This window comes from Pseudomonas sp. BLCC-B112, from assembly GCF_028550695.1.
Classification (GTDB): domain Bacteria; phylum Pseudomonadota; class Gammaproteobacteria; order Pseudomonadales; family Pseudomonadaceae; genus Aquipseudomonas; species Aquipseudomonas danubii.
In genome coordinates this window covers 27,888-48,064 of record NZ_JAQQGK010000012.1, presented here as the reverse complement: position 1 = coordinate 48,064, position 20,177 = coordinate 27,888, and the positions used below count along the sequence as shown (strand labels likewise).

Here is a 20,177-nt window from a genome sequence, read left to right as displayed (position 1 = left end):
CCCCGCAGGCAGGAGCCTGCGGGGGGCGCTACTTACTTGAGCCGAGCCAGACGCTCGGTGAGCAAGTCGAAGAAGCCCTGAGCATCACCGTTCTCAACCCAGAACACGTTCTTTTCCTGCTTCAGACCGTCGTACCAGTCGACGATGGTCTGGCCGAACGTCGGCCCTTCACGACTGTCGACAACCATGTTGGCCTGACGCCCGCTGAACAGCTCAGGCTTGAGCAGATAGGCGATCACCGTCGCATCATGCACCGGGCCGCCAGGAATACCGTAGTGCTCCATGTCGCCTTTGACGTACTCATTGAGGATATCCCCTACCACCTTGCTGGCATTGTTGTTCAAGGCGGCGATCTTCTGCAGTCGCGCCTCGCTGGTCAGCACCTTATGGGTGACGTCCAGTGGCAGGTAGGTCAGCTTGACGCCACTCTTGAGCACCACTTCGGCCGCTTGAGGATCGGCGAACAGGTTGAACTCGGCCACTGGGGTGATATTGCCGCCATTGAAGTGCGCGCCCCCCATGACCACCACTTCCTTGATGCCCTGGGTAATATCCGGCGCCTGGATCAATGCCAGTGCCAGGTTGGTCTGCGGCCCCAGCATGGCGATGGTGATGCTGTGGGGCTTGGCCGCCCGCAACGTATCGATCAGATAGTTGACCGCATTGCCCTTGGCCAGAGGCGCCTTGGGCTCATGCACAGTCACCCCGGAAATGCCTTCCTTGCCGTGGATATTCTCGGCATAGATCGGCGTGCGCAGCAGCGGTTTTGGCGCCCCGGCGTAGACCGGCACTTCATCGCGACCAGCCCACTCACGGGCCAGGCGTGCATTGCGCGAGGTCTTGTCCAAGCGCACGTTGCCCGCCACCGTGGTCAAGGCACGAATATGCAGCTCCTCGGGCGATGCCAGGGCGAACAACAGAGCCACCACATCGTCGGCCCCCGGGTCGGTGTCGATGATCAGATCGATTTTTTCCGCCGCCTGAGCGCCGGTAGCAGTGAGTAGAGACAAGAGCAGCAGACTCCGGAACCAGTGTTGAAACAGCAGAGCATAGCGGTGCATGGCGCACTCCTTGTGCAAGGTAAGGAAAAGCCGGACAGCGGCCTAGAAGGTCACCCCGGCAACCAGGGCGATGTTGCAATACGGCTGGCACTCTCCCGTGCGAATCACTGCACGAGCCTGGCGACTGAGCACCTTGAAATCTTCGTGACTCATCAGTCTCCGCTCCCCCAGCTCGCCACTGAGGTTCAGCACATCCAGCCCCAGTAAAGGCTGCGGCCGCTTGAGCAGAATTTCCTCGGCCAGCACGTGACTCTCCACCTGCATCTCGCTGAGCAGCACCTTGAGGGTGCCGAGAAAATCGGGCACGCCGTGGGTCAGGGCCAGATCGATCAATTCGACGCCAGGAGGCACCGGCAGACCGGCATCACCGATCACCACGATGTCGCCGTGGCCCAAAGAGGCAATCAAGCGTGACAGGGCAATATTGAGCAAAGGTGTCTTTTTCATGAAGGGACAAAGGCCTGTACGTCGGACAGTGTGGGAATGGAAGGTTGTGCACCGGCGCGCGTCACCGACAGCGCCGCAGCGACCTGACCAAAGCGGATCGCCTCGGCCTCGCTCTTGCCGGCAGCCAGGGCGGCGGCAAAACCACCGACGAAGGTATCCCCCGCGGCCGTGGTGTCTATGGCCTTGACCTTGGGCGCCGGAAAATGCTCGAAACTGCGGCCATTGGCAAACAGCGAACCTTGCGCCCCCAGGGTGATGATGACCTTGCCGGCACCGGCGGCGATCAAGCGACCGGCCGCAGCTTCGGCGCTCTCCAGCGAGTCCACCGCCACGCCACTGAGGGCGGACGCCTCGCTTTCATTGGGAATCAGGTAGTCGATCGAGCCGTACCACTGCTCCGGCAGCGGGCCGCTGGCCGGCGCCGGATTGAGAATCACCGTCTTGCCCAGCTCACGCCCGCGCTTGAGGGTGTACCCCACCGTTGCCAGGGGCACTTCCAACTGACAGATGATCACGTCGGCCTCCTGCAACACCCGATCAAACCCCGCAACCTTCTCGGGGCTGAGCAGGCCGTTGCCACCGGCGACGATGACAATTGCATTCTGGCTACTGTCATCCACCACGATCAGGGCTACGCCGCTGGAACCCTCTACCACGCTCACCGCCTGGCAATCGATCTGCTCGGCGAGCAAGGCACTGCGCAATTGCTCGCCATAGGCATCATCGCCAACACAGCCGACCATCGACACCTGCGCCCCCAGCCTGGCGGCCGCCACCGCCTGATTGGCTCCCTTGCCACCGGAAACCGTCGCAAAGGATTTGCCAATCAGCGTCTCGCCTCCTCGCGGCAAGCGCTCGGCCCGGGTCACCAGATCCATATTGAGGCTTCCCACTACCACTACTTTTGCTGGCATACATCGATACTCAATCATTTGGATTCAGCGGTACTCGGCAAATGCGCTACTGAGCGGCGCAGTCGATTCCCGCAAGACAATATTCGGCGTAACGATGCGCTGGTCGACCGGCAACTCCCGCGCAGCGATCCGGCGCAGCAGCAACTCTGCCGCGGTCTCCCCCAGTTGCAGGATCGACTGACCCACCGTGGTCAGCGCCGGGTAGACATAACGGCTCATGAGAATGTCGTCGAAGCCGATCACCGAGAGCTCACTGGGTACACGGATATTGCGCTCCGCCGCGGCCCGCAACACACCGATGCCCATCATGTCGTTAGCGGCGAAAATGGCGCTTGGCGGGCGACTCTCAAGCAACTGCGCCGCAGCCCGATAACCACCAGTGCTGCTGAAGTCACTTTCCAGGATGCGCCCTGCTGGCACCTCGACACCGGCTTCCTGCAACGCCTGACGAAACCCCGCCAGGCGCATCTGCGCCACGCTGGTGTTGGCCGGTCCGCCGATACAGGCGATGTCCCGGTGCCCCAGCTCCAGAAGGTGCCGGGTCGCCAGGTAGGCACCGTAATGGTGGTCGATACGCACCAGATCGGCGTCCACCCCTTCCAGCCCACGGTCGACAATCACCATCGGCGTGCGCACCCCGGCCAGACCCTGGGCCAGACCACTGTCGCCACCAGCGGACGTCACAATCAGCCCGTCGATACGCTTTTCCAGAAGCACACGCAGATAGTTGCGCTGCTTGTCCGGGTTATCGTCGGAGTTGCAGAGGATCACGCAGTAACCGTTGCGTTCGCAGTAGTCCTCAATCCCTCGTGCCAGTTCGGCGAAGTAGGGGTTGAGACTGTTGGGCACCAGCAGGCCGATGGTCGCGGTGGTCTTGGCCTTGAGTGAACGGGCCACCGCACTGGGTACATAGTCGAGGCGCTTGATCGCCGCCTCCACCTTGACCCGCACCTCTTCACTGACCGGTCGCGTCTTGTTCAGCACATGGGACACCGTGGTGTAGGAAATCCCCGCCAGCGCTGCCACATCCTTGATTGTTGCCATGAATCAAACCCGCCGATTGGCGCGCTGGCTGCGATAGGTGTCCAGCACCACGGCAATCACAATGACCGCGCCGGTGATGATGCGCTTGGTCGGTTCTGATGCGCCGATTTGCGCCAGGCCTGCAGCCAGCACGGAAATAATCAAGACGCCGAAGAAGGTACTGATCACCGAACCGCGTCCGCCCATCAGGCTGGTGCCGCCAATCACCACCGCAGCGATGACCTGCAACTCCAGACCGGAGCCCGCATTCGGGTCTGCCGCTTCCAGGCGAGAAATTTGAAACAGCGCTGCAATGCCCGCCAACAACCCCATCAGGCTGAACACCAGGATCTTGTAGGGTTTGGGATTGATCCCCGCCAGACGCACCGCCTCTTCGTTGGTACCGATGCCGATCAGGTAGCGGCCGAACACGGTGCGCGTCAGCACCGCCTGGGCCAGGAAGATAATCAGCAGGGCAATGATAAACGACGGCGAAATGCCAAAGGCAATCGGATTCGACAACCAGGCGAAGGCATCACCGATATAGGCCGTGCGCGAGCCGGTCATCTGATAGGCAACGCCCCGGGCCATTTCCAGCACACCCAAGGACACAATGAAGGACGGGATACGCCAGGCCACAGTGATCGAGCCGGTGATGGTTCCCGCCAACGCCGCACAGGCCATGCCCAGCAATGCCGCAGGTACCACGCTCCAGCCCCAGCCGAGAATCGCCACGCTGACTGTCGAGGCCGCCAGGGCCAGCACCGACCCCACAGACAGATCGATGCCACCGATGATCAGGACGAAGGTCATACCCACCGCCAGCACCATCAGGTCGGGAATCTGGTTGGCCAGGGTGCTGAAGGTGTCATAGGAAAGGAAATGGCTGCTGAGCAGGGAGAACAGGACGATCATCCCCAACAACGCCCCCGCCAGACCCAGGTAGGTGCCGAGGCCGTAGTAATGGCCGCCTCGCTTGCCGCTTGCAGGTGCAGTTTTCATGATGCATTCCTAGGCGTCGCTTCGCTGAGCAACGCATCTCGTTTTTGATAGCCGGCAAAGGCGGCGGCAAGCAATTCGTCCTGGGTCCAGCTGTCACGCTCGAAGGTGTCGATCAGACGCCCGGCAGAGAGCACGCCGATGCGATCACAGATCAACATCAACTCGCGCAGGTCGCTGGACACCACCACCAGGGCTTTGCCCTGGCGGGTCAACTCCCCCAGCAGGCCATAGATATCGAACTTGGCGCCGACATCGATACCGCGAGTGGGCTCGTCGAACAGCAACACCGAGCAGTCGCGCTCCAGCCAACGGCCGATCACCACTTTCTGCTGGTTGCCGCCGGACAATTCGGACACCAATTGCGCCGGACTGGAACTGCGAATGCGCATGGCATCGATCTGCCGCCGGGCCAGTTGCTCTTCGTCCCGGCCATTGACCAGGCCGCCACTGGAAATAGCCGGCATGTTGCCCAGGGCGATATTGGCGCTGATGGACTGGGTCAGCAGCAGCCCTTCGCCCTTGCGATCCTCAGTGATCAACGCAATGCCGTTGGCCACCGCATCCACCGGGGAGCGAATACTCACCGGCCGGGCTGGTGTGCCCAAGGCAATGCTGCCGCTGTCGGCGACATCGGCACCAAAGATCAGCCGCAGCAACTCGGTACGCCCTGCCCCGATCAGGCCAGAGATACCGAAGATCTCGCCACTGCGCACCTCGAAGGACACATCACAAACCTTGTCCGAGCGACTGAGGTTGTTCACCGTCAGCGCCGGCGCACCGATCTTGCGCTCGCCCAGGTCAATGTGTTCGCCCAGCTCGCGACCCACCATCAGGTTCACCAGCTGTTCGCTGTTGTAGTTGGCCATGGGCTCGACACACACCAGGCAACCGTCACGCAACACAGCAATGCGCTGGGCCACCCGGGCCAGCTCTTCCAGGCGATGGGAGATATAGATGATGGACACGCCCCGAGCCTGCAGGCGAGTGATCTGCTCGAAGAGCATCTCCACCTCACGGGAAGTGAGCATGGCCGTCGGCTCATCGAGAATCAGCACATGACAGTCGCCGATCAGGTTGCGGGCGATCTCCACCATCTGCTGGTGACCGATGCCCAATTCACCCACCAGCGTGTCGGGATCGATGGCGTCAAGGCCGACCTGGGCCATGGCCTCGATCGCCGCCTTGCGCAATTGCTTGCGGCTGATCCAGCCACCGGTACTGGGCAGGTTGTCGAGAAACAGATTCTCGGCCACCGACAGGGTCGGCAGTAGGTTGAGCTCCTGCATGACCATGCGAACCCCCACCTCTTCCGCCTGGGTCCTGCTACCGGGACGATAGTCCTGGCCGTTGAACTGCATGTGGCCGGTGGTAGGGCTGACCAGACCACCGATGATCTTCGACAAGGTGCTCTTGCCGGCGCCGTTCTCACCAGTCAGGGCCAGCACCTCCCCACGCATCAGCGTCAGGTCGATGCCGGTCAATACCGGCTGTGCATAGGTCTTGCCGATACCGCTGACCGAGAGGACAGCGTTCGCAGCGGAAACTGACATAAGAAACTCTCCATGCGCTCGCCCGAACGGGCGAGCGCCGTTGTGCCGCCGGAAGGACTACTTGGTGACCAGCTCAACTGGAGTTTCGATCACGCCGTTGGCACCGCTGTCGACTTTCTCGCCCTTGAGGATCTTCAGCGCGGTCTCGATGCCGAACACCGCCTGCTTGGCAGCGAACTGGTCGGCAGTGGCCAGGACCCGGCCATCCTTGAGCATGGGTTTGATGGCGTTGATATTGTCGTAGCCCACTACCTGGACCTTGCCGGCCTTACCGGCGGCCCGCACGGCGGAAACCGCCCCCACTGCCATGCTGTCGTTACCGGCCAGCAATGCCTTGAGATTCGGGTACTCGCTGAGCATCGCCGAGGCCACACGGTTGCCTGCGTTGATTTCCCAGTCGCCGGATTGCAGCGAGACCACCTTGATCTGCGCGGCGTCCATCGCGTCCTTGAAGCCAGCGGTGCGCTGCTGTGCGTTGGTGGTGGTGGAAACCCCTTCGATGATCCCCACTTCGTCGCCGGCCTTCAGTTGCTTGGCCAGGTACTCACCCACCAGGCGAGCCCCCTTGCGGTTGTCCGGCCCCACGAAAGGTACGCTGATGTTCTTGCTTTTCAGCACACCGGGATCGAGTTGGTTATCGATATTGATCACGGTGATCCCGGCATCCACCGCCTTCTTGATCACCGGCACCATGGCCTTGGAGTCGGCGGGTGCAATCACCAGGGCATTGACCTTGGAGACGATCATCTGCTCGACGATGCGAATCTGGTTGGCGGTATCGGTTTCGTCCTTGATGCCGTTGGACACCAGGTCGAAATCGGCGGAATGCTCTTTCTGATAAGCCTTGGCGCCGTCTTCCATGGTCAGGAAGAACTCGTTGGCCAGGGACTTCATGACCAGGGCGACCTTGGGTTTCTGCGAGGTCTCGGCATAGGCCGAAGAGAGAGGGAGGGCAGCGGATGCAGCAGCCAGAACAGCGACAGCGAGTAGACGTCCAGCGAAGGGCAGCTTCATGAATTCACTCCGATCTTATGATTATTGTGAGCAGCGTCCGCACGGCAGGGTGAGCAGGCCGTCATCAGCAGGGATGGGAGGCCGGTGCCGCACCTTGGAAAGATAGACGATTGTCGTTATCCAAAGGCCGCGCAAACGTTTGCGTAAAACGAACTATGCGAACCTAGCCAGAGTTTGTCAACGCCGGTCAGTGTCTGGAAAAAGCAGACAGACAGGGGGCAAAACCCCACTGCTGGAGAGGAGAAACCTGTCCGCACCGTAGCGTCGAACAGGCTCTGAGGGTCATGCGGTGGTGTTTACCAGGCCGCCCGAGGAGGAGTCCTTGGCCAGCTCACGGACCAGATTGCCCGATACCTCGGCCAGGGCCCCGTTGGTCTGGGCGATCTGCCCTTGAAGGCCCATCACCACGGTCTGCTTGGCTTCAGGGGTCGGATAGTCGGCGGCCTGGGCGGCAGCCAGTTGCTGTTGCTGCTGCTTGAGCTGCTCCTGCAACTCTTGCATGCGTTTGAGCAGCATCTTGACGACGATGCTCTGATTGTCTCCACCCGAGTCTGCGGCTTCGGACTTTTCCGCCTGCTTGCCGGAACCCACCCGGAGGGTGTCCGACTCATCGGTGCCCAGCGCCGTGGACGCCTCCTCGGCAGCGGCGTTACTCAATGCATCAATGGTCGCCGGTGACTTGCCATTGATCAAAATCGCTCCTGCGCCAGGAAATCCGACTGACAGAGACATATGAACTCCTGAAAAAAAGATCCTGTCGGGTCATCGACCATCTCGCGACATTCTTTAATAACGGCCCCTGCCCCTTTGTACCAAACCGCTGACGGGCATTTTCGGATTGCCGAACGCCTACCCGCGCAAACGTTCGGAAACCCGGACACACACCACTCCATCGCCGTCATAAAAATAAATAAAGTTGATATAAATCAGTAACTTAAAATACTTATCGGACCAAGGTAGCGCTGGTACAGATCCTGCTCAACCCTCACTGCCTCACCGCATACAGATCTGCGGTCGGGGTGTTTCTAGATGAACCTGCATCAGCACCGTCTCACTACTAGAGAGAAAATAATGAAATCTGCCTTCAAAACCTTCGTTCCGGGCGCTTTGGCCCTCCTCCTGCTTCTGCCTGCAGCTGTGCAGGCCAAAGAAGCTGAAACCCAACAGAAACTCGCCAACGTCGTGGTGCTTGCTACCGGTGGCACCATCGCCGGCGCCGGCGCCAGTGCCGCCAACAGCGCCACCTACCAAGCAGCCAAAGTCGGCATCGAACAACTGATCGCCGGCATCCCCGAGCTGAGCCAACTGGCCAATGTGCGTGGCGAGCAAGTCATGCAGATCGCTTCGGAAAGCATCACCAACGAAAACCTGCTGCAACTGGGTCGCCGCGTTGCTGAACTGGCCGACAGCAAAGACGTCGATGGCATCGTCATCACCCACGGCACCGACACCCTGGAAGAAACCGCCTACTTCCTCAACCTGGTGGAAAAGACTGACAAGCCGATCGTGGTCGTCGGCTCCATGCGCCCAGGCACCGCCATGTCGGCTGACGGCATGCTCAACCTGTACAACGCAGTAGCCGTAGCCGGCAGCAAGAACGCCCGCGGTAAAGGCGTGCTGGTCACCATGAACGATGAAATCCAGTCCGGTCGCGATGTCAGCAAGATGATCAACATCAAGACCGAAGCCTTCAAGAGCCCATGGGGCCCACTGGGCATGGTAGTGGAAGGCAAATCCTACTGGTTCCGCCTGCCTGCCAAGCGTCACACCATGGATTCGGAATTCGACATCAAGAACATCAAGAGCCTGCCTGACGTAGAAATCGCCTACGGCTACGGCAACGTCAGCGACACCGCTTACAAGGCCCTGGCACAAGGTGGTGCCAAAGCCATCATCCATGCCGGTACCGGCAACGGCTCCGTGTCCTCCCGCGTAGTGCCAGCCTTGCAAGAGCTGCGCAAGAACGGCGTGCAGATCATTCGTTCTTCCCACGTCAATGCTGGCGGCTTCGTACTGCGCAACGCTGAACAGCCTGACGACAAGAACGACTGGGTCGTGGCTCACGACCTGAACCCGCAAAAAGCCCGCATCCTGGCCATGGTCGCTCTGACCAAGACTCAGGACAGCAAAGAACTGCAACGCATGTTCTGGGAATACTGACAGCCCTCCGCTCGACCGACTCCGGTCGAGCAGGCTTCAACCACTCGCCCATCCAGGCGAGTGGTTCCGCCCCCCGCCTAACAGCCTCGTCGCGCCCTCCCCCGTAAAAAATCTCCCTCATCCGTGAGACAAATGCGTAAAGCATGGTCAGAGGAACTTCTTGAATCTTAAGCAGTTGCGAAATGTCTTACAGTTAAATACTGTATGCACGTACAGCTTATTAAGGATTGTTCCGTGGCCACGACCCAAACGCCCCTCAGCTCCTACGAACGCCTGGGTGTACGCATCCAGAAAATCATCAACTCCCCTACCGCACAGAAAGCCAAGGCAGCCCTGATCTTCCGCCTCGCCGATGAGCCCCAGGACGAGTGGGAACGCCTGCTGGAGGAAATCGCCGAGAACGACAACGTCACCCTCGCCTATCGCGACGATGGTGGCGTGCAAATTTTCTGGGTCGTACCGAAGGAAGACTGAGTTGATGAGTGTCCGTTGTTTTGCCGTACTGCTGTTTTTCGTCACCTTCACCGCCCAAGCCGATGCCCCATGCACCTTCAGCGAAGCCAAGAAAGTCGCCTGGAAACTCTATGCCCCCCAATCAACCGAGTTCTACTGCGGCTGCAAGTACAACGGCAACCGGATAAACCTCGCCGCTTGCGGCTATATACCGCGCAAGAACGCCAAGCGTGCGGAGCGCATCGAATGGGAACACATAGTGCCGGCCTGGCAGATCGGTCATCAGCGCCAATGCTGGCAGCAAGGCGGGCGCAAGAATTGCACCCGTACCGACCCGGTCTATCAGCGGGCCGAAGCGGACTTGCATAACCTGGTACCAAGCATTGGCGAAGTGAATGGCGACCGCAGCAACTTCAGTTTCGGCTGGCTGCCGGAGCAATCCGGGCAATATGGCTCATGCCTGACCCAGGTGGACTTCAAGGCCAAGAAAGTCATGCCCCGCCCCTCGATTCGCGGCATGATCGCCCGCACCTACTTCTACATGAGCAAGCAATACGGTCTGCGCCTGTCGAAACAGGATCGACAGCTCTTCGAAGCCTGGAACAAAACCTATCCGGTGCAGGATTGGGAGCGCCAACGCAATCAGAGCGTGGCCTGCGTGATGGGGCGTGGAAACGAGTTTGTCGGAACCGTCAACCTCAAGGCCTGCGGCTGACCCAGAGGCGCCCCTTGATATGGGCGCCTCTCGATAAGGCGGGAGCAGACTTACTTACTGTGCAGCCTGGTGCTCGATAACCGTGACATCAATGTCACGCTTCTTGGCCTTGATGAGTTTCTCGACCACTTCGGTCTTTTTTGCCTCGGCCTCGGCCTGGGACGCAAAAGGCCCGAGCAGCACCCGCTTCTTGCCTTCCACGGTCACCACATTGGACATGATCCCGTGCTCGATCAGCCAACCTGTGAGATCACTGACCGCCAGGGGCAGTTCGCTGCCCACCCACACATCCCACTGCGGCGCGCTAGAAGCCTGAACCGGCTGAACCTGCGTCGTCGCCAAAGTGCTCTTGTTCGCCTCGACTGGCTTGCCTTCACCGCAACCGGCCAACGCCAACACCGCCATCATCATCGCTACTGTGCGCACAACCTACCCCTAGAAAGTCTGAGGCGGTGATTTTAGCACTCAAGACAAAAGAGACCTCGTCACAAAATCAGGCCGAAACAGGAAGAATGATATTTATTGCCTCTGTATAGTTGCGCCTTGGGAATTAATAGATCGTCTGCGCGTCAGAAAGAGGCACCCACTCAGTGGAACTTCGCACTAATCTATACCTAAGACCGACCTCTGCACTGTTTGAATCTGGTGCTCTACAAAGCCATCAAGGAGAAGATCATGCTGATACTCACCCGCAAAGTCGGTGAAAGCATAAACATCGGTGACGACATTACGATCACCATTCTCGGCGTCAGCGGCCAACAGGTCCGCATCGGTATCAACGCGCCAAAAGACGTCGCGGTACACCGCGAGGAAATCTATCAACGCATTCAAGCCGGACTGACCGCCCCGGACAAACGCGAAACCCCATGAATCCAATGAGCACCCGCTCCCTGCCTGTGCCCAACAGCTGGCGCGGCGCGTGCCCTATTTGCCTTAAACCTCTCCTACAGAACACCTGCATGCCCTGACCGGATTGCGGCTATAACAGATTCCCGCCCACTGGATTGTCGTCAAGCACTGACTATCGCCCTTTTCTGGCAAATACCAACCGCGGCCTCCCGGTACGCGGCGCCTCAGCAATACAGGCGTCGCACCCGGGCTCGGCGGTCAGGCGCTGACCGCTGGCTTGAACCCCAAATCCTCAGTGAACCGCAGCAGGTAGCCGTCCGGATCAAGCACCAGCAGGTTCAACTCACCATGCAGCAACTCGTCATGCCGGTACCAGCACTCCTGGATTTCCCTGCGCAGGACGATACCGGCATGCGCCAGAGCGGCAGCCATCTGGCGAATGTCCGGGCACTCGATGGACAAGTTCATGCCTCGGCCAAAAGGCGCCTGCAAGGGGCCGACGCGCCACTCTGATTCCTCCTGATCATCCTGCTCCAGCATCAACTGAGCGCCGTTGAGGGAGAGAAAGGCAAAGAAGTGTTCCGGACGCTGATACTCCACCTTGAAACCGAGGGTATCGCGATAAAAAATCAGACTGCGCTCCAGGTCCGTGACCAGCATTTCCGGAACCAGGTTATTCATTTGAAACATGGCAAAAGTCCATTGCTCATTGATCGAGCCGCGAGACTACGCTCAAGCCGATCCCAAGTGCAGCCCCGCTTACCAATGATTACAACTGAGCCAATGCCACACCAGGCGCCACGCCCATCCACCTGCCGCCGATCATCCATGGACAGCCTTCAGGAAAAAAAGGCGACCCGCATTCGGATCGACAACATCCGTGCGGGCCGCCTTGCCGTTGAGAAAAACAACGACGTCACTGTTCAGCCATGACGCTCCAGCAACACCTTGCTCCAGAGGGTGAAAGCCACGGAGGGCGTCCATGACGGGTTTGAAGTGTGCTCTTGAAGGCAGAGATAGTGATTGCCCTCGTAGCTCACTCCGTCCTCCCGGAGATAGCGTTGACTGCTACTCCACTCAGGAAAGCTCGGATCGACGGCGCCACCCGCAGTCCTGACACTCAGGCTGCGACTGGGCAACGATTCACGACCCTGAGTATCAGTGGCCGTAACGAAGTAACTGTACTGGGTATCGGCACTCAGCCCCTTGTCTTCAAAGCCCAGGGAAGTCGCCTGGCCCACCGCATTGCCATCGCGATACAGGGTGTAGAACTCCACCGGACGCACACCACTGGAGGCGCCCCAGCTCAAGGTGACGCTGCTACGAGTGGTTCCCAGCACCTGCAGGTTGCCAGGTGCCCCGGGACGCTCGGGCTCTGCGCCATCGCCATGGATCAACGGCGCATAACGGTTGCGGAACTCCCAGTTGTACGGCACGCCTTGCCGACTGACTCCGGCATCCCAGTTCACCGACCAGGTCATCAAGCCCTTGATGGCATGACCAGCATCCTGCAGCCGCTTGAACGCATTACTCACAGCCACGGGATCGATGACATAGCCCGTGGCCGCGGCATCGACGTTGCTGGGCAAGCCGATTGCCAGCTTGTCCGCCGCAATCCGGGTGTAACCGCGAGAGCCCGAAGCCAGGCTGTCGGTCAGGTAGAACAGGAAGTCTTCCTTCATCTGATCATTGTTCTGGGCAATCCAGGCGCCCTGCCCGCCATTGGCCTCCGGCACCCAGAGTCCATCGCCACCCTGGTTGTAGTATTGCGGCGCGACAAAGTCGTAGTAGCCCTCCAGGGCTTGCAGGTAAGCCACGTACTTGCCATTGCTGGTCAGGTACGGAAACTCCGGCGCCATGCTGATGATGAAATGCTTGCCCTGACCGGCATAGTGATCCTTCACCAGCTTCAAGGCTGCCGGCAACACACTCTTGTTGTCGGCATAGTCGATTGCACTCTGCTCCAGATCGATATCCAGGCCATCGAAGCCGTAAGTCTCCACCAGACGGATGATTTCGTTGGCCAAAGGCTGCTCGTCGCCCTTGCGCAACTCGATATGCGCATCGGCACCACCCAGGGAAATCAGCACGACGCGCCCCTGGCTGTTGAGCACACCGACCTGACGCCGGAACTCGGTGTCCGAGAGGTTGTAGGGCTTGAAGGTGGGAATGCCGTTGCCCTTCATGAAGGCCACCGCCACCACGTTGTACTCCTTGGGGACATCCAGCAGGCTCAGATTGGCAAATTGCCCCTGCTGATAACCGTCGGCAGAACCGGCGGCCCAGTTATGCCAGAAGCCCATGAGGATCTTCTTGCCGGCAATACTCGGCATCATGGAGGCCGCATCGGCAGCTTGACTCTTGTTTAATGCAAAATCGATTTTATTCACGCTCTAATCCTTCAGAACTGTTAAAGGGGGCTGCACGACCGAGACTTACTTGAAGTCCAGATCGAAGGCCTGATAAAACCCGTTTCCGGTATTGGCGACAACCCACACCAGCACCACAACATGGTGGCCTTTCTTGTTTTTTGGCAGCACAACTTCATGATTAGTCTTGGCCTTCAATACCGAGCCAAACTTGTCGAATGGAACTTCGGTATAAAAATCCTGATAAAAAGCCTGAGGCTCCAGTTGTGCACGGCTGATGCGTTGCTTCGGATCCCAACCATCTTTAGTGATGAACCAGCTGTAGCCACGAGTGACGTGAGGCGCGGTGTACTCCCATTGCACCCGGAATACCTGACCGGGGTCCACATTGAGCAGCGGCCAGCTGAAGGCACGATTGATTTTCTTCGACATTTCCTCGTTGGTGAAGTTGATGCAGTCGCGCTCATCCACCTTGCCACCACTGAGAATGTGGCCATCTGCGGGAGGTACCGCGCTCCCGACATCGCTGTCGTAAGGTTTCGGGAAAGGCCCGGCGGTCAGAGCCGGAAAGTTTTTCCCGCCTTCCATTTCATTCACCTGCCAGGTTCCCAGCAATCCCAGCTCTACTGCAACCGCACCACGACTGGAAGGCGAAACAACGCGACCATGTTTAACTTGAGCTTGTGGCTTGTTCATATCTTTCACTCCATTGATTAAGTAAGTCTTGCTCCTTGTTGAGCACCTTTAACTTAGCGCACTTTTCTCGATTTTTTCACCACATCACAAACTAACCATCCAGAACAATTTACACAATTCAGCGCCAGCCCTATTAAATACTAGACTTCTTTATTTGAACTGACACTTTAAAGAGTCAATGTATTACACGCTTTTCTACACTAAAACTCATACTTTCTGCCGAGAGAAAATATCAAGCCATACAACTTGCGTTGAAAACACGGCACCCAGAAACAACAAAACCCGGCGATTGCCGGGTTTGCTGACAGAAAGGCTGAGCGCCTACACCTGAAGCGCTGCCTGGGCTTACAGACAGGTCGCCAACGCAGCCAATCGCCGCTTCGAAACAGAGCTATCCTCGATCGCGTAATAGTGGACAGCGGTGCCCGAGGGCTCGGCCTTGATATCCACGAAGACTTCAGCTGCACGGGTATACACCGTATATCCGCCTACCTTGCCAGCTTGCAGGTAGGCAGCCGCATCCACACCAAAGACCGCCTCATCCTGCCAGGCGAACTGTACGCATTGCGCCACCAGTTGATCGGCCTTGGCCGAGGTCAGGGTCTTGTTGGGCGTTCTTGTCCGGGCATCATCCATGGTGGAACTTGCACAGCCGGCCAACAACACCGCAACCATCACCGCCATCAAAACCCGCATGCTGCCACCTCGTCCATAAAACGCGAGAGTATCGCTCACACGGCGGAGAAAAGGCGTTTGAGCAGAAGAAAAAAAGCCGCGATGCCAATTGCCTTTTGTTTACAAACCCCATTGCAAGGCCTCAGGCAAAGGATTAACCTTCGCGCCCCTTCCCACACTTTTGCCAAGGAGATCCACCATGCAACAGCTGATCACCCCTTGCAGGACGTGCCTGGTTTAAACGCTGTATCCGCTACCCGTTAGCGCCTTCGCTTAACCCCGCTCCGTCCTGCCACTACCTGAATATTTTTTTCCAATCAGGAATTGGACATGGACACTTGCATCCGTCATTTGTCGAATGGCGTCTCTCTTATCGCCTCCGACACCACCTGGATCGAAGACAAAGCGCTCCAGCAACTGCACACCACCGCCCAACTGCCCGGCATGCGCCAGGTCGTCGGCATGCCGGACCTGCACCCAGGCCGGGGCTACCCGGTAGGTGCGGCATTTTTTTCCACTGAGGTGGCTTATCCGGCACTGGTGGGCAACGACATCGGCTGCGGCATGGCGCTGTGGCAAACCGACCTCTCCAGCAGCCGCCTCAATCTCGACAAGCTGGAAAAGAAAATCGGCAATATCGATCTCCCTCTGGATCAACAGTGGGATGAAGAACGTGCCCAACTGGGCCTGCCCCTCACCGGTCACGAGCACTCACTGGGCACCATTGGCGGCGGCAATCACTTCGCCGAGTTGCAACAGCTCGATCAGGTGTACGACACCGCAGCCCTGCTGGCTCTGGAACTGAATCCGAAAGCCTTGTTACTGCTGGTGCATAGCGGCTCTCGCGGCCTGGGAGAGGCGATACTGCGGCGCCATGTGGATCAGCACGGGCACAACGGCCTGGAGATGACCAGCGCCGCCGGCGTCCAGTACTTGCAAAAGCATGATGAGGCCCTGCGCTTCGCCGAAGCCAACCGACGACTGATTGCCGAACGCCTGCTGCACAACCTGCGAGCCAGGGGGCACGCCGTGCTGGACATCAACCACAATCTGGTGTCCCCGGCGAATATCGATGGCGTCGAGGGCTGGCTGCATCGCAAGGGCGCCACACCATCGGACCAGGGCCCAGTGGTCATTCCGGGCTCCCGGGGTGACTACAGCTACCTGGTACAGCCCACTCCGACGCCTGTCAGCCTGTTCTCCCTGGCCCACGGCGCCGGACGCAAATGGCTGCGCAGCGACTGCAAGGGCCGGCTGGCGACCCGCTTCAGTTTCGACCAGCTCAAGCGCACGCAACTGGGCAGCCGAGTGATCTGCGAGGACCGCGGATTGATGTATGAGGAAGCGCCCGAAGCCTACAAGAGCATCGACAGCGTAGTGGGCAGCCTGCGGGACGCCGGCCTGGTAAAGGTCATCGCCCGGCTCAAGCCGGTACTGACTTACAAACGCCGGGGGTGCTGCTGATGCTGCTGTTACAGCTGTCCTCTGCCCAGGGGCCTGCCGAGTGCGAGCTGGCGGTGACCAAGGCTTTGCGCCTCCTGTATCGCGAAGCCGAGGCACAAGGCGTACGTACCAGCCTGGTCGAACAGGTACCCGGCCAAACTCGGGACACCCACAAGTCGGCCCTGATCAGCCTTGATGGCGAACAGGCTGCAAGACTGGCTGAACGCTGGACAGGCACCCTGCTCTGGACCTGCAAAAGCCCGTATCGCCCTGGACACAAACGCAAAAACTGGTATTTCGCCGGGCAACTGTTCAAGGCTCCACAAGACAGCATGGACGGCGAAATCCGCTTTGAAGCCATGCGCGCCTCGGGTCCGGGCGGACAACACGTGAACACCACCGACTCCGCCGTGCGTGCCACGCACCTGGCAACTGGAATCAGCGTGAAAGTGCAGTCCGAACGCAGTCAGCACGACAACAAGCGCGTTGCTCGCCTGCTGATCCTGCAGCGTCTGGCGGATCGGCAACAGCAATCCGAGGAAGCACTGCGTCTGCAACGCCGCGACGCCCACCACCGAGTGGAGCGCGGCAACCCGGTACGCAGTTTCAACGGCAACGCGTTCATAACCCAAGACTGACCCCCGGCCACGGGAGCCGGCCATCACGACGGCTCCCTGCACCAGAAGTTGGCGAGCTTCGCCTGCGAAAACAGGGAACCGCACGTAAAAAATCCTCAACCCGCTCGCCAACAGGACCGCCACCCACAACAAGAACCGTGGACGGCAACGACCAGGACAATTGAAGACACGGCGTAAAAACCTTGATGAACAACTATTTTTAAAGCCCCTTCAAAGGCATCCCCCTTGATCAGCAAGTAACCCACCCGGATATCCAGGTGGGCCGCTACAGCTACTACTCCGGCTACTAGCACGATCACAGCTTCAATGACTGCGCAAACGACCTTCTTCATGATGAAGGCGCAGACCAACTGATTATCGGCAGCTTCTGCTCAATGGGCTCAGGGGCGGCATTCATAATGGCCGGCAACCAAGGGCATAGGAACGCGCGGATCAGCACCTTCCCTTCTATTGGATGTCCGAAGAGCCTGCGTTCACAGGCGCACAAAACGGCTACGAAGCCGCTGGGGACACGGTGATCGGCAATGATGTCTGGATGGGTTCCGAAGCCGTTGTCATGCCCGGCATCAACATCGGAGACGGTGCAGTGATAGGCACCCGCGCCCTGGTGACACGAGATGTCGAACCTTAGGCAATCGTCGGCGGCAGTCCTTTCAAGACGATCCGTAAACGCTTCGACGAACGTAGCATCGAGAGGCTTCTGGCGATGCCGTGGAGGCACTGGAGCGACGACCAGTTAAAAGCGGTAATGCCACTGATGACCAGTAGCAATATCGCGGCGTTGTTTCAGCACTGGCAGGAGTTCATTCGAGCGCCCTGACCCGACATCCCCAAGCGGCCCGCTCACACTCCGGCCGCCATCAGGACAAGAAGCGCCATGCGGAAAAACAGTGATCGCACCGAAGTTCTGAAGAGCGCCTCGCAATACAATTAAAACGCCCAAAGCAAAAAGGGGCTCACCTTTCGGTGAACCCCTTCTAGACCGCCCAGCAGAGCGGATTTTGTTTGGTAGGCGCGATTGGACTCGAACCAACGACCCCCACCATGTCAAGGTGGTGCTCTAACCAACTGAGCTACGTGCCTGCTGTGAGGCGGCATTCTACGGAATTCCAAAGGGGTGTCAACACCTTTTTTGCAGCTAAGCCTATGAATATGCGAATTTTTTAATTTCGCGGCCACGAAGAAGTTTTTCTTCCTGTCTGGTAGCGGATTTTCAACTCAGGTAGCATCGACGCACTCGTAAAATATATTAAACACATGAGGTCGCAGGATGGCGAACATTCCCTACCCACAGTCTTATTACGCTGCTTCCGCCAATGCGGCCCCGGAACGCCCACAATTGCAAGATGAGGTTGAAACCGACGTCTGCGTGATAGGCGCAGGTTACACCGGCCTGTCCAGCGCCCTGTTTCTTCTGGAAAACGGCTTCCGGGTGACCGTGCTCGAGGCCGCCAAGGTCGGCTTTGGCGCATCCGGGCGCAATGGCGGGCAGATCGTCAACAGCTACAGTCGCGACATCGATGTAATCGAACGCACTGTCGGCCCCAAGCAAGCACAACTGCTGGGCCAGATGGCATTCGAGGGCGGCCGTATCATCCGCGAGCGCGTCGCCAAGTATCAGATCCAGTGCGATCTGAAAGACGGGGGCGTGTTTGCCGCACTGACCAGCAAGCAAATGGGTCACCTGGAGTCGCAGAAGCGTCTGTGGGAGCGCTACGGCCACACTCAGCTGGAGTTACTGGACGAGCGGCGCATTCGTGAAGTCGTGGCCTGCGACCAGTACAAGGGCGGCATGCTCGATATGAGTGGCGGCCACATCCACCCGCTGAACCTGGCCCTGGGTGAAGCGGCTGCCGTGGAATCCCTGGGCGGGACCATTTACGAACAATCCCCAGCGGTACGCATCGAGCGCGGCGTCAGCCCCGTGGTACATACCCCGCAGGGCAAAGTCCGCGCCAAGTTCATCATCGTCGCCGGCAACGCCTACCTGGGCAACCTGATTCCGGAGCTGGCAGCCAAATCCATGCCGTGCGGCACCCAGGTGATCACCACCGAACCCTTGGGCGATGAGCTGGCAGCCAGCCTGCTGCCCCAGGACTACTGCGTCGAGGACTGCAACTACCTGCTGGACTATTACCGCCTCTCCGGCGACAAGCGCCTGATCTTCGGCGGCGGAGTAGTGTATGGCGCCCGTGACCCGGCCAATATCGAAGCGATCATCCGGCCGAAGATGCTCAAGGCCTTCCCGCAGCTGCAAAACGTGAAGATCGACTACGCCTGGACCGGCAACTTCCTGCTAACCCTATCGCGCCTGCCACAGGTTGGTCGTCTGGGAGACAACATCTACTACTCCCAGGGCTGCAGTGGACACGGCGTGACCTATACCCACCTGGCGGGCAAGGTCCTGGCAGAAGCCCTAAGAGGCCAGGCAGAGCGTTTTGACGCCTTCGCCGATCTACCCCACTACCCTTTCCCTGGAGGCCAATTGCTGCGCACTCCATTCACTGCACTAGGAGCCTGGTACTACAGTCTACGAGACAAGTTCGGCCTCTGATAAACGGCCTTTCTGCCACCATAAAAAAACCGCCCAACAGGCGGTTTTTTTATGCTCGGACATTTCCACTCAAATTGCACAACTGCACCAAGCTCATTGCAAAAACAAAAAACCCCGGTCTTTCGACCAGGGCCTTTGCTATCTATGCGAATCAAGCCTTTGGCTTTCTTCGTTGCTTCAAGGCGTTCAGTGGTCCTTGAAACTGATATGGCGCAGCGGACGGGACTCGAACCCGCGACCCCCGGCGTGACAGGCCGGTATTCTAACCGACTGAACTACCGCTGCGTATCGCTTGGACTTGCGTCCATGTGAACCGTTTAAATCGTCTGACTAAAAAGCTTTTTGACTTTCCAATCTCAAACCAGGTCAACCTGATCTGGAAAATATGGCGCAGCGGACGGGACTCGAACCCGCGACCCCCGGCGTGACAGGCCGGTATTCTAACCGACTGAACTACCGCTGCGCGTCGGTTGGAGGCTTCCTTGGAAGCTTCCGCCTTTCTCTCGAAAGGCTCTCAGGAATGGTGGGTGATGACGGGATCGAACCGCCGACCCTCTGCTTGTAAGGCAGATGCTCTCCCGGCTGAGCTAATCACCCTTTGCTTCGCTGAGGCC

General features: G+C 58.8%; 20 protein-coding genes, 4 tRNA genes and 1 pseudogene. 8 read left to right on the top strand and 17 right to left on the bottom strand.

Features of this window, described 5'->3' with window-relative positions; translation table 11 throughout:
* Positions 1 to 32 precede the first annotated feature (32 nt).
* The 8 genes from PQT43_RS26885 to PQT43_RS26850 form a co-directional block, all read right to left on the bottom strand.
* The gene (locus PQT43_RS26885) at positions 33 to 1,061 is read right to left on the bottom strand and encodes a nucleoside hydrolase (protein WP_102863619.1); all 1,029 of its coding nucleotides are present in this window, start codon (positions 1,059 to 1,061) and stop codon (positions 33 to 35) included.
* Positions 1,062 to 1,103: 42 nt separating this feature from the next.
* On the bottom strand, positions 1,104 to 1,508 hold the full coding sequence (rbsD, locus tag PQT43_RS26880; protein ID WP_110596814.1) for a D-ribose pyranase: 405 nt from the start codon (positions 1,506 to 1,508) through the stop codon (positions 1,104 to 1,106).
* Positions 1,505 to 2,422, bottom strand: a complete 918-nt coding sequence (rbsK, locus tag PQT43_RS26875) for a ribokinase (RefSeq protein WP_102882487.1) — start codon at positions 2,420 to 2,422, stop codon at positions 1,505 to 1,507. The genes rbsD and rbsK overlap by 4 nt, the downstream gene beginning before the upstream one ends.
* Before the next feature lie 24 nt (positions 2,423 to 2,446).
* Positions 2,447 to 3,466, bottom strand: coding sequence for a LacI family DNA-binding transcriptional regulator (locus PQT43_RS26870; protein ID WP_110596813.1), 1,020 nt, complete (start codon positions 3,464 to 3,466; stop codon positions 2,447 to 2,449).
* Positions 3,467 to 3,469: 3 nt separating this feature from the next.
* Positions 3,470 to 4,447, bottom strand: a complete 978-nt coding sequence (locus tag PQT43_RS26865; RefSeq protein WP_102863626.1) for an ABC transporter permease — start codon at positions 4,445 to 4,447, stop codon at positions 3,470 to 3,472.
* Positions 4,444 to 5,997 carry a sugar ABC transporter ATP-binding protein gene (locus PQT43_RS26860; protein WP_267269695.1) on the bottom strand — a complete coding sequence of 518 codons (1,554 nt, stop codon included), beginning with the start codon at positions 5,995 to 5,997 and terminating at the stop codon, positions 4,444 to 4,446. Before PQT43_RS26860 ends, PQT43_RS26865 begins: the two co-directional genes overlap by 4 nt.
* Positions 5,998 to 6,054: 57 nt before the next feature.
* Positions 6,055 to 7,011, bottom strand: coding sequence for a sugar ABC transporter substrate-binding protein (locus PQT43_RS26855; RefSeq protein ID WP_102882490.1), 957 nt, complete (start codon positions 7,009 to 7,011; stop codon positions 6,055 to 6,057).
* Positions 7,012 to 7,293: 282 nt separating this feature from the next.
* Complete coding sequence (locus PQT43_RS26850) at positions 7,294 to 7,743, bottom strand: hypothetical protein (RefSeq protein WP_102882491.1); 450 nt, start codon at positions 7,741 to 7,743, stop codon at positions 7,294 to 7,296.
* 339 nt (positions 7,744 to 8,082) lie between these two features.
* Between PQT43_RS26850 and PQT43_RS26845 the strand changes: the two genes are divergently transcribed.
* The 3 genes from PQT43_RS26845 to PQT43_RS26835 all read left to right on the top strand — a co-directional run bounded on the left by PQT43_RS26845 (position 8,083) and on the right by PQT43_RS26835 (position 10,339).
* A complete protein-coding gene (locus PQT43_RS26845; protein ID WP_110596810.1) occupies positions 8,083 to 9,171 on the top strand; it encodes an asparaginase in 1,089 nt (362 codons plus the stop codon).
* Between the two features lie 204 nt (positions 9,172 to 9,375).
* Positions 9,376 to 9,645, top strand: coding sequence for a DUF1654 domain-containing protein (locus PQT43_RS26840; RefSeq protein ID WP_102863635.1), 270 nt, complete (start codon positions 9,376 to 9,378; stop codon positions 9,643 to 9,645).
* A gap of 4 nt (positions 9,646 to 9,649) precedes the next feature.
* Positions 9,650 to 10,339, top strand: coding sequence for an endonuclease I family protein (locus PQT43_RS26835; RefSeq protein WP_272755068.1), 690 nt, complete (start codon positions 9,650 to 9,652; stop codon positions 10,337 to 10,339).
* Positions 10,340 to 10,393: 54 nt separating this feature from the next.
* On the opposite strand, the gene PQT43_RS26830 is transcribed toward PQT43_RS26835, so the two are convergent.
* Positions 10,394 to 10,750, bottom strand: coding sequence for an SPOR domain-containing protein (locus PQT43_RS26830; protein WP_267270029.1), 357 nt, complete (start codon positions 10,748 to 10,750; stop codon positions 10,394 to 10,396).
* A 264-nt stretch (positions 10,751 to 11,014) separates the two neighbouring features.
* Between PQT43_RS26830 and csrA the strand changes: the two genes are divergently transcribed.
* Positions 11,015 to 11,209 (top strand): carbon storage regulator CsrA, encoded by a 195-nt coding sequence (gene csrA / locus PQT43_RS26825; RefSeq protein WP_007920550.1) that lies wholly within the window; start codon positions 11,015 to 11,017, stop codon positions 11,207 to 11,209.
* A gap of 237 nt (positions 11,210 to 11,446) precedes the next feature.
* Here csrA and PQT43_RS26820 read toward each other — a convergent pair whose 3' ends face one another.
* The 4 genes from PQT43_RS26820 to PQT43_RS26805 form a co-directional block, all read right to left on the bottom strand.
* Complete coding sequence (locus PQT43_RS26820; RefSeq protein ID WP_110596809.1) at positions 11,447 to 11,878, bottom strand: VOC family protein; 432 nt, start codon at positions 11,876 to 11,878, stop codon at positions 11,447 to 11,449.
* A 233-nt stretch (positions 11,879 to 12,111) separates the two neighbouring features.
* Positions 12,112 to 13,578 carry a carbohydrate-binding protein gene (locus tag PQT43_RS26815; protein ID WP_416375954.1) on the bottom strand — a complete coding sequence of 489 codons (1,467 nt, stop codon included), beginning with the start codon at positions 13,576 to 13,578 and terminating at the stop codon, positions 12,112 to 12,114.
* 45 nt (positions 13,579 to 13,623) lie between these two features.
* Positions 13,624 to 14,253, bottom strand: a complete 630-nt coding sequence (locus PQT43_RS26810) for a lytic polysaccharide monooxygenase auxiliary activity family 9 protein (protein ID WP_102863640.1) — start codon at positions 14,251 to 14,253, stop codon at positions 13,624 to 13,626.
* A gap of 345 nt (positions 14,254 to 14,598) precedes the next feature.
* Positions 14,599 to 14,949 (bottom strand): hypothetical protein, encoded by a 351-nt coding sequence (locus PQT43_RS26805; protein WP_102882495.1) that lies wholly within the window; start codon positions 14,947 to 14,949, stop codon positions 14,599 to 14,601.
* A gap of 309 nt (positions 14,950 to 15,258) precedes the next feature.
* Between PQT43_RS26805 and PQT43_RS26800 the strand changes: the two genes are divergently transcribed.
* The 3 genes and pseudogenes from PQT43_RS26800 to PQT43_RS26790 all read left to right on the top strand — a co-directional run bounded on the left by PQT43_RS26800 (position 15,259) and on the right by PQT43_RS26790 (position 17,829).
* Positions 15,259 to 16,392 carry an RNA ligase RtcB family protein gene (locus PQT43_RS26800; RefSeq protein WP_272755065.1) on the top strand — a complete coding sequence of 378 codons (1,134 nt, stop codon included), beginning with the start codon at positions 15,259 to 15,261 and terminating at the stop codon, positions 16,390 to 16,392.
* Positions 16,392 to 17,009: a peptide chain release factor H gene (gene prfH, locus PQT43_RS26795; protein ID WP_272755063.1), complete on the top strand. Its 618-nt coding sequence runs from the start codon at positions 16,392 to 16,394 to the stop codon at positions 17,007 to 17,009. Before PQT43_RS26800 ends, prfH begins: the two co-directional genes overlap by 1 nt.
* A gap of 218 nt (positions 17,010 to 17,227) precedes the next feature.
* Positions 17,228 to 17,829: pseudogene (locus tag PQT43_RS26790) on the top strand (CatB-related O-acetyltransferase).
* 186 nt (positions 17,830 to 18,015) lie between these two features.
* On the opposite strand, the gene PQT43_RS26785 reads toward PQT43_RS26790, so the two are convergent.
* Positions 18,016 to 18,092, bottom strand: a tRNA-Val gene (locus tag PQT43_RS26785).
* 187 nt (positions 18,093 to 18,279) lie between these two features.
* Between PQT43_RS26785 and PQT43_RS26780 the strand changes: the two genes are divergently transcribed.
* On the top strand, positions 18,280 to 19,563 hold the full coding sequence (locus tag PQT43_RS26780) for an NAD(P)/FAD-dependent oxidoreductase (protein WP_170002263.1): 1,284 nt from the start codon (positions 18,280 to 18,282) through the stop codon (positions 19,561 to 19,563).
* A 208-nt stretch (positions 19,564 to 19,771) separates the two neighbouring features.
* Here PQT43_RS26780 and PQT43_RS26775 read toward each other — a convergent pair.
* The 3 genes from PQT43_RS26775 to PQT43_RS26765 form a co-directional block, all read right to left on the bottom strand.
* Positions 19,772 to 19,848, bottom strand: a tRNA-Asp gene (locus PQT43_RS26775).
* A gap of 101 nt (positions 19,849 to 19,949) precedes the next feature.
* Positions 19,950 to 20,026 (bottom strand) — tRNA-Asp (locus tag PQT43_RS26770).
* 58 nt (positions 20,027 to 20,084) lie between these two features.
* Positions 20,085 to 20,160 (bottom strand) — tRNA-Val (locus PQT43_RS26765).
* Positions 20,161 to 20,177: the final 17 nt, after the last annotated feature.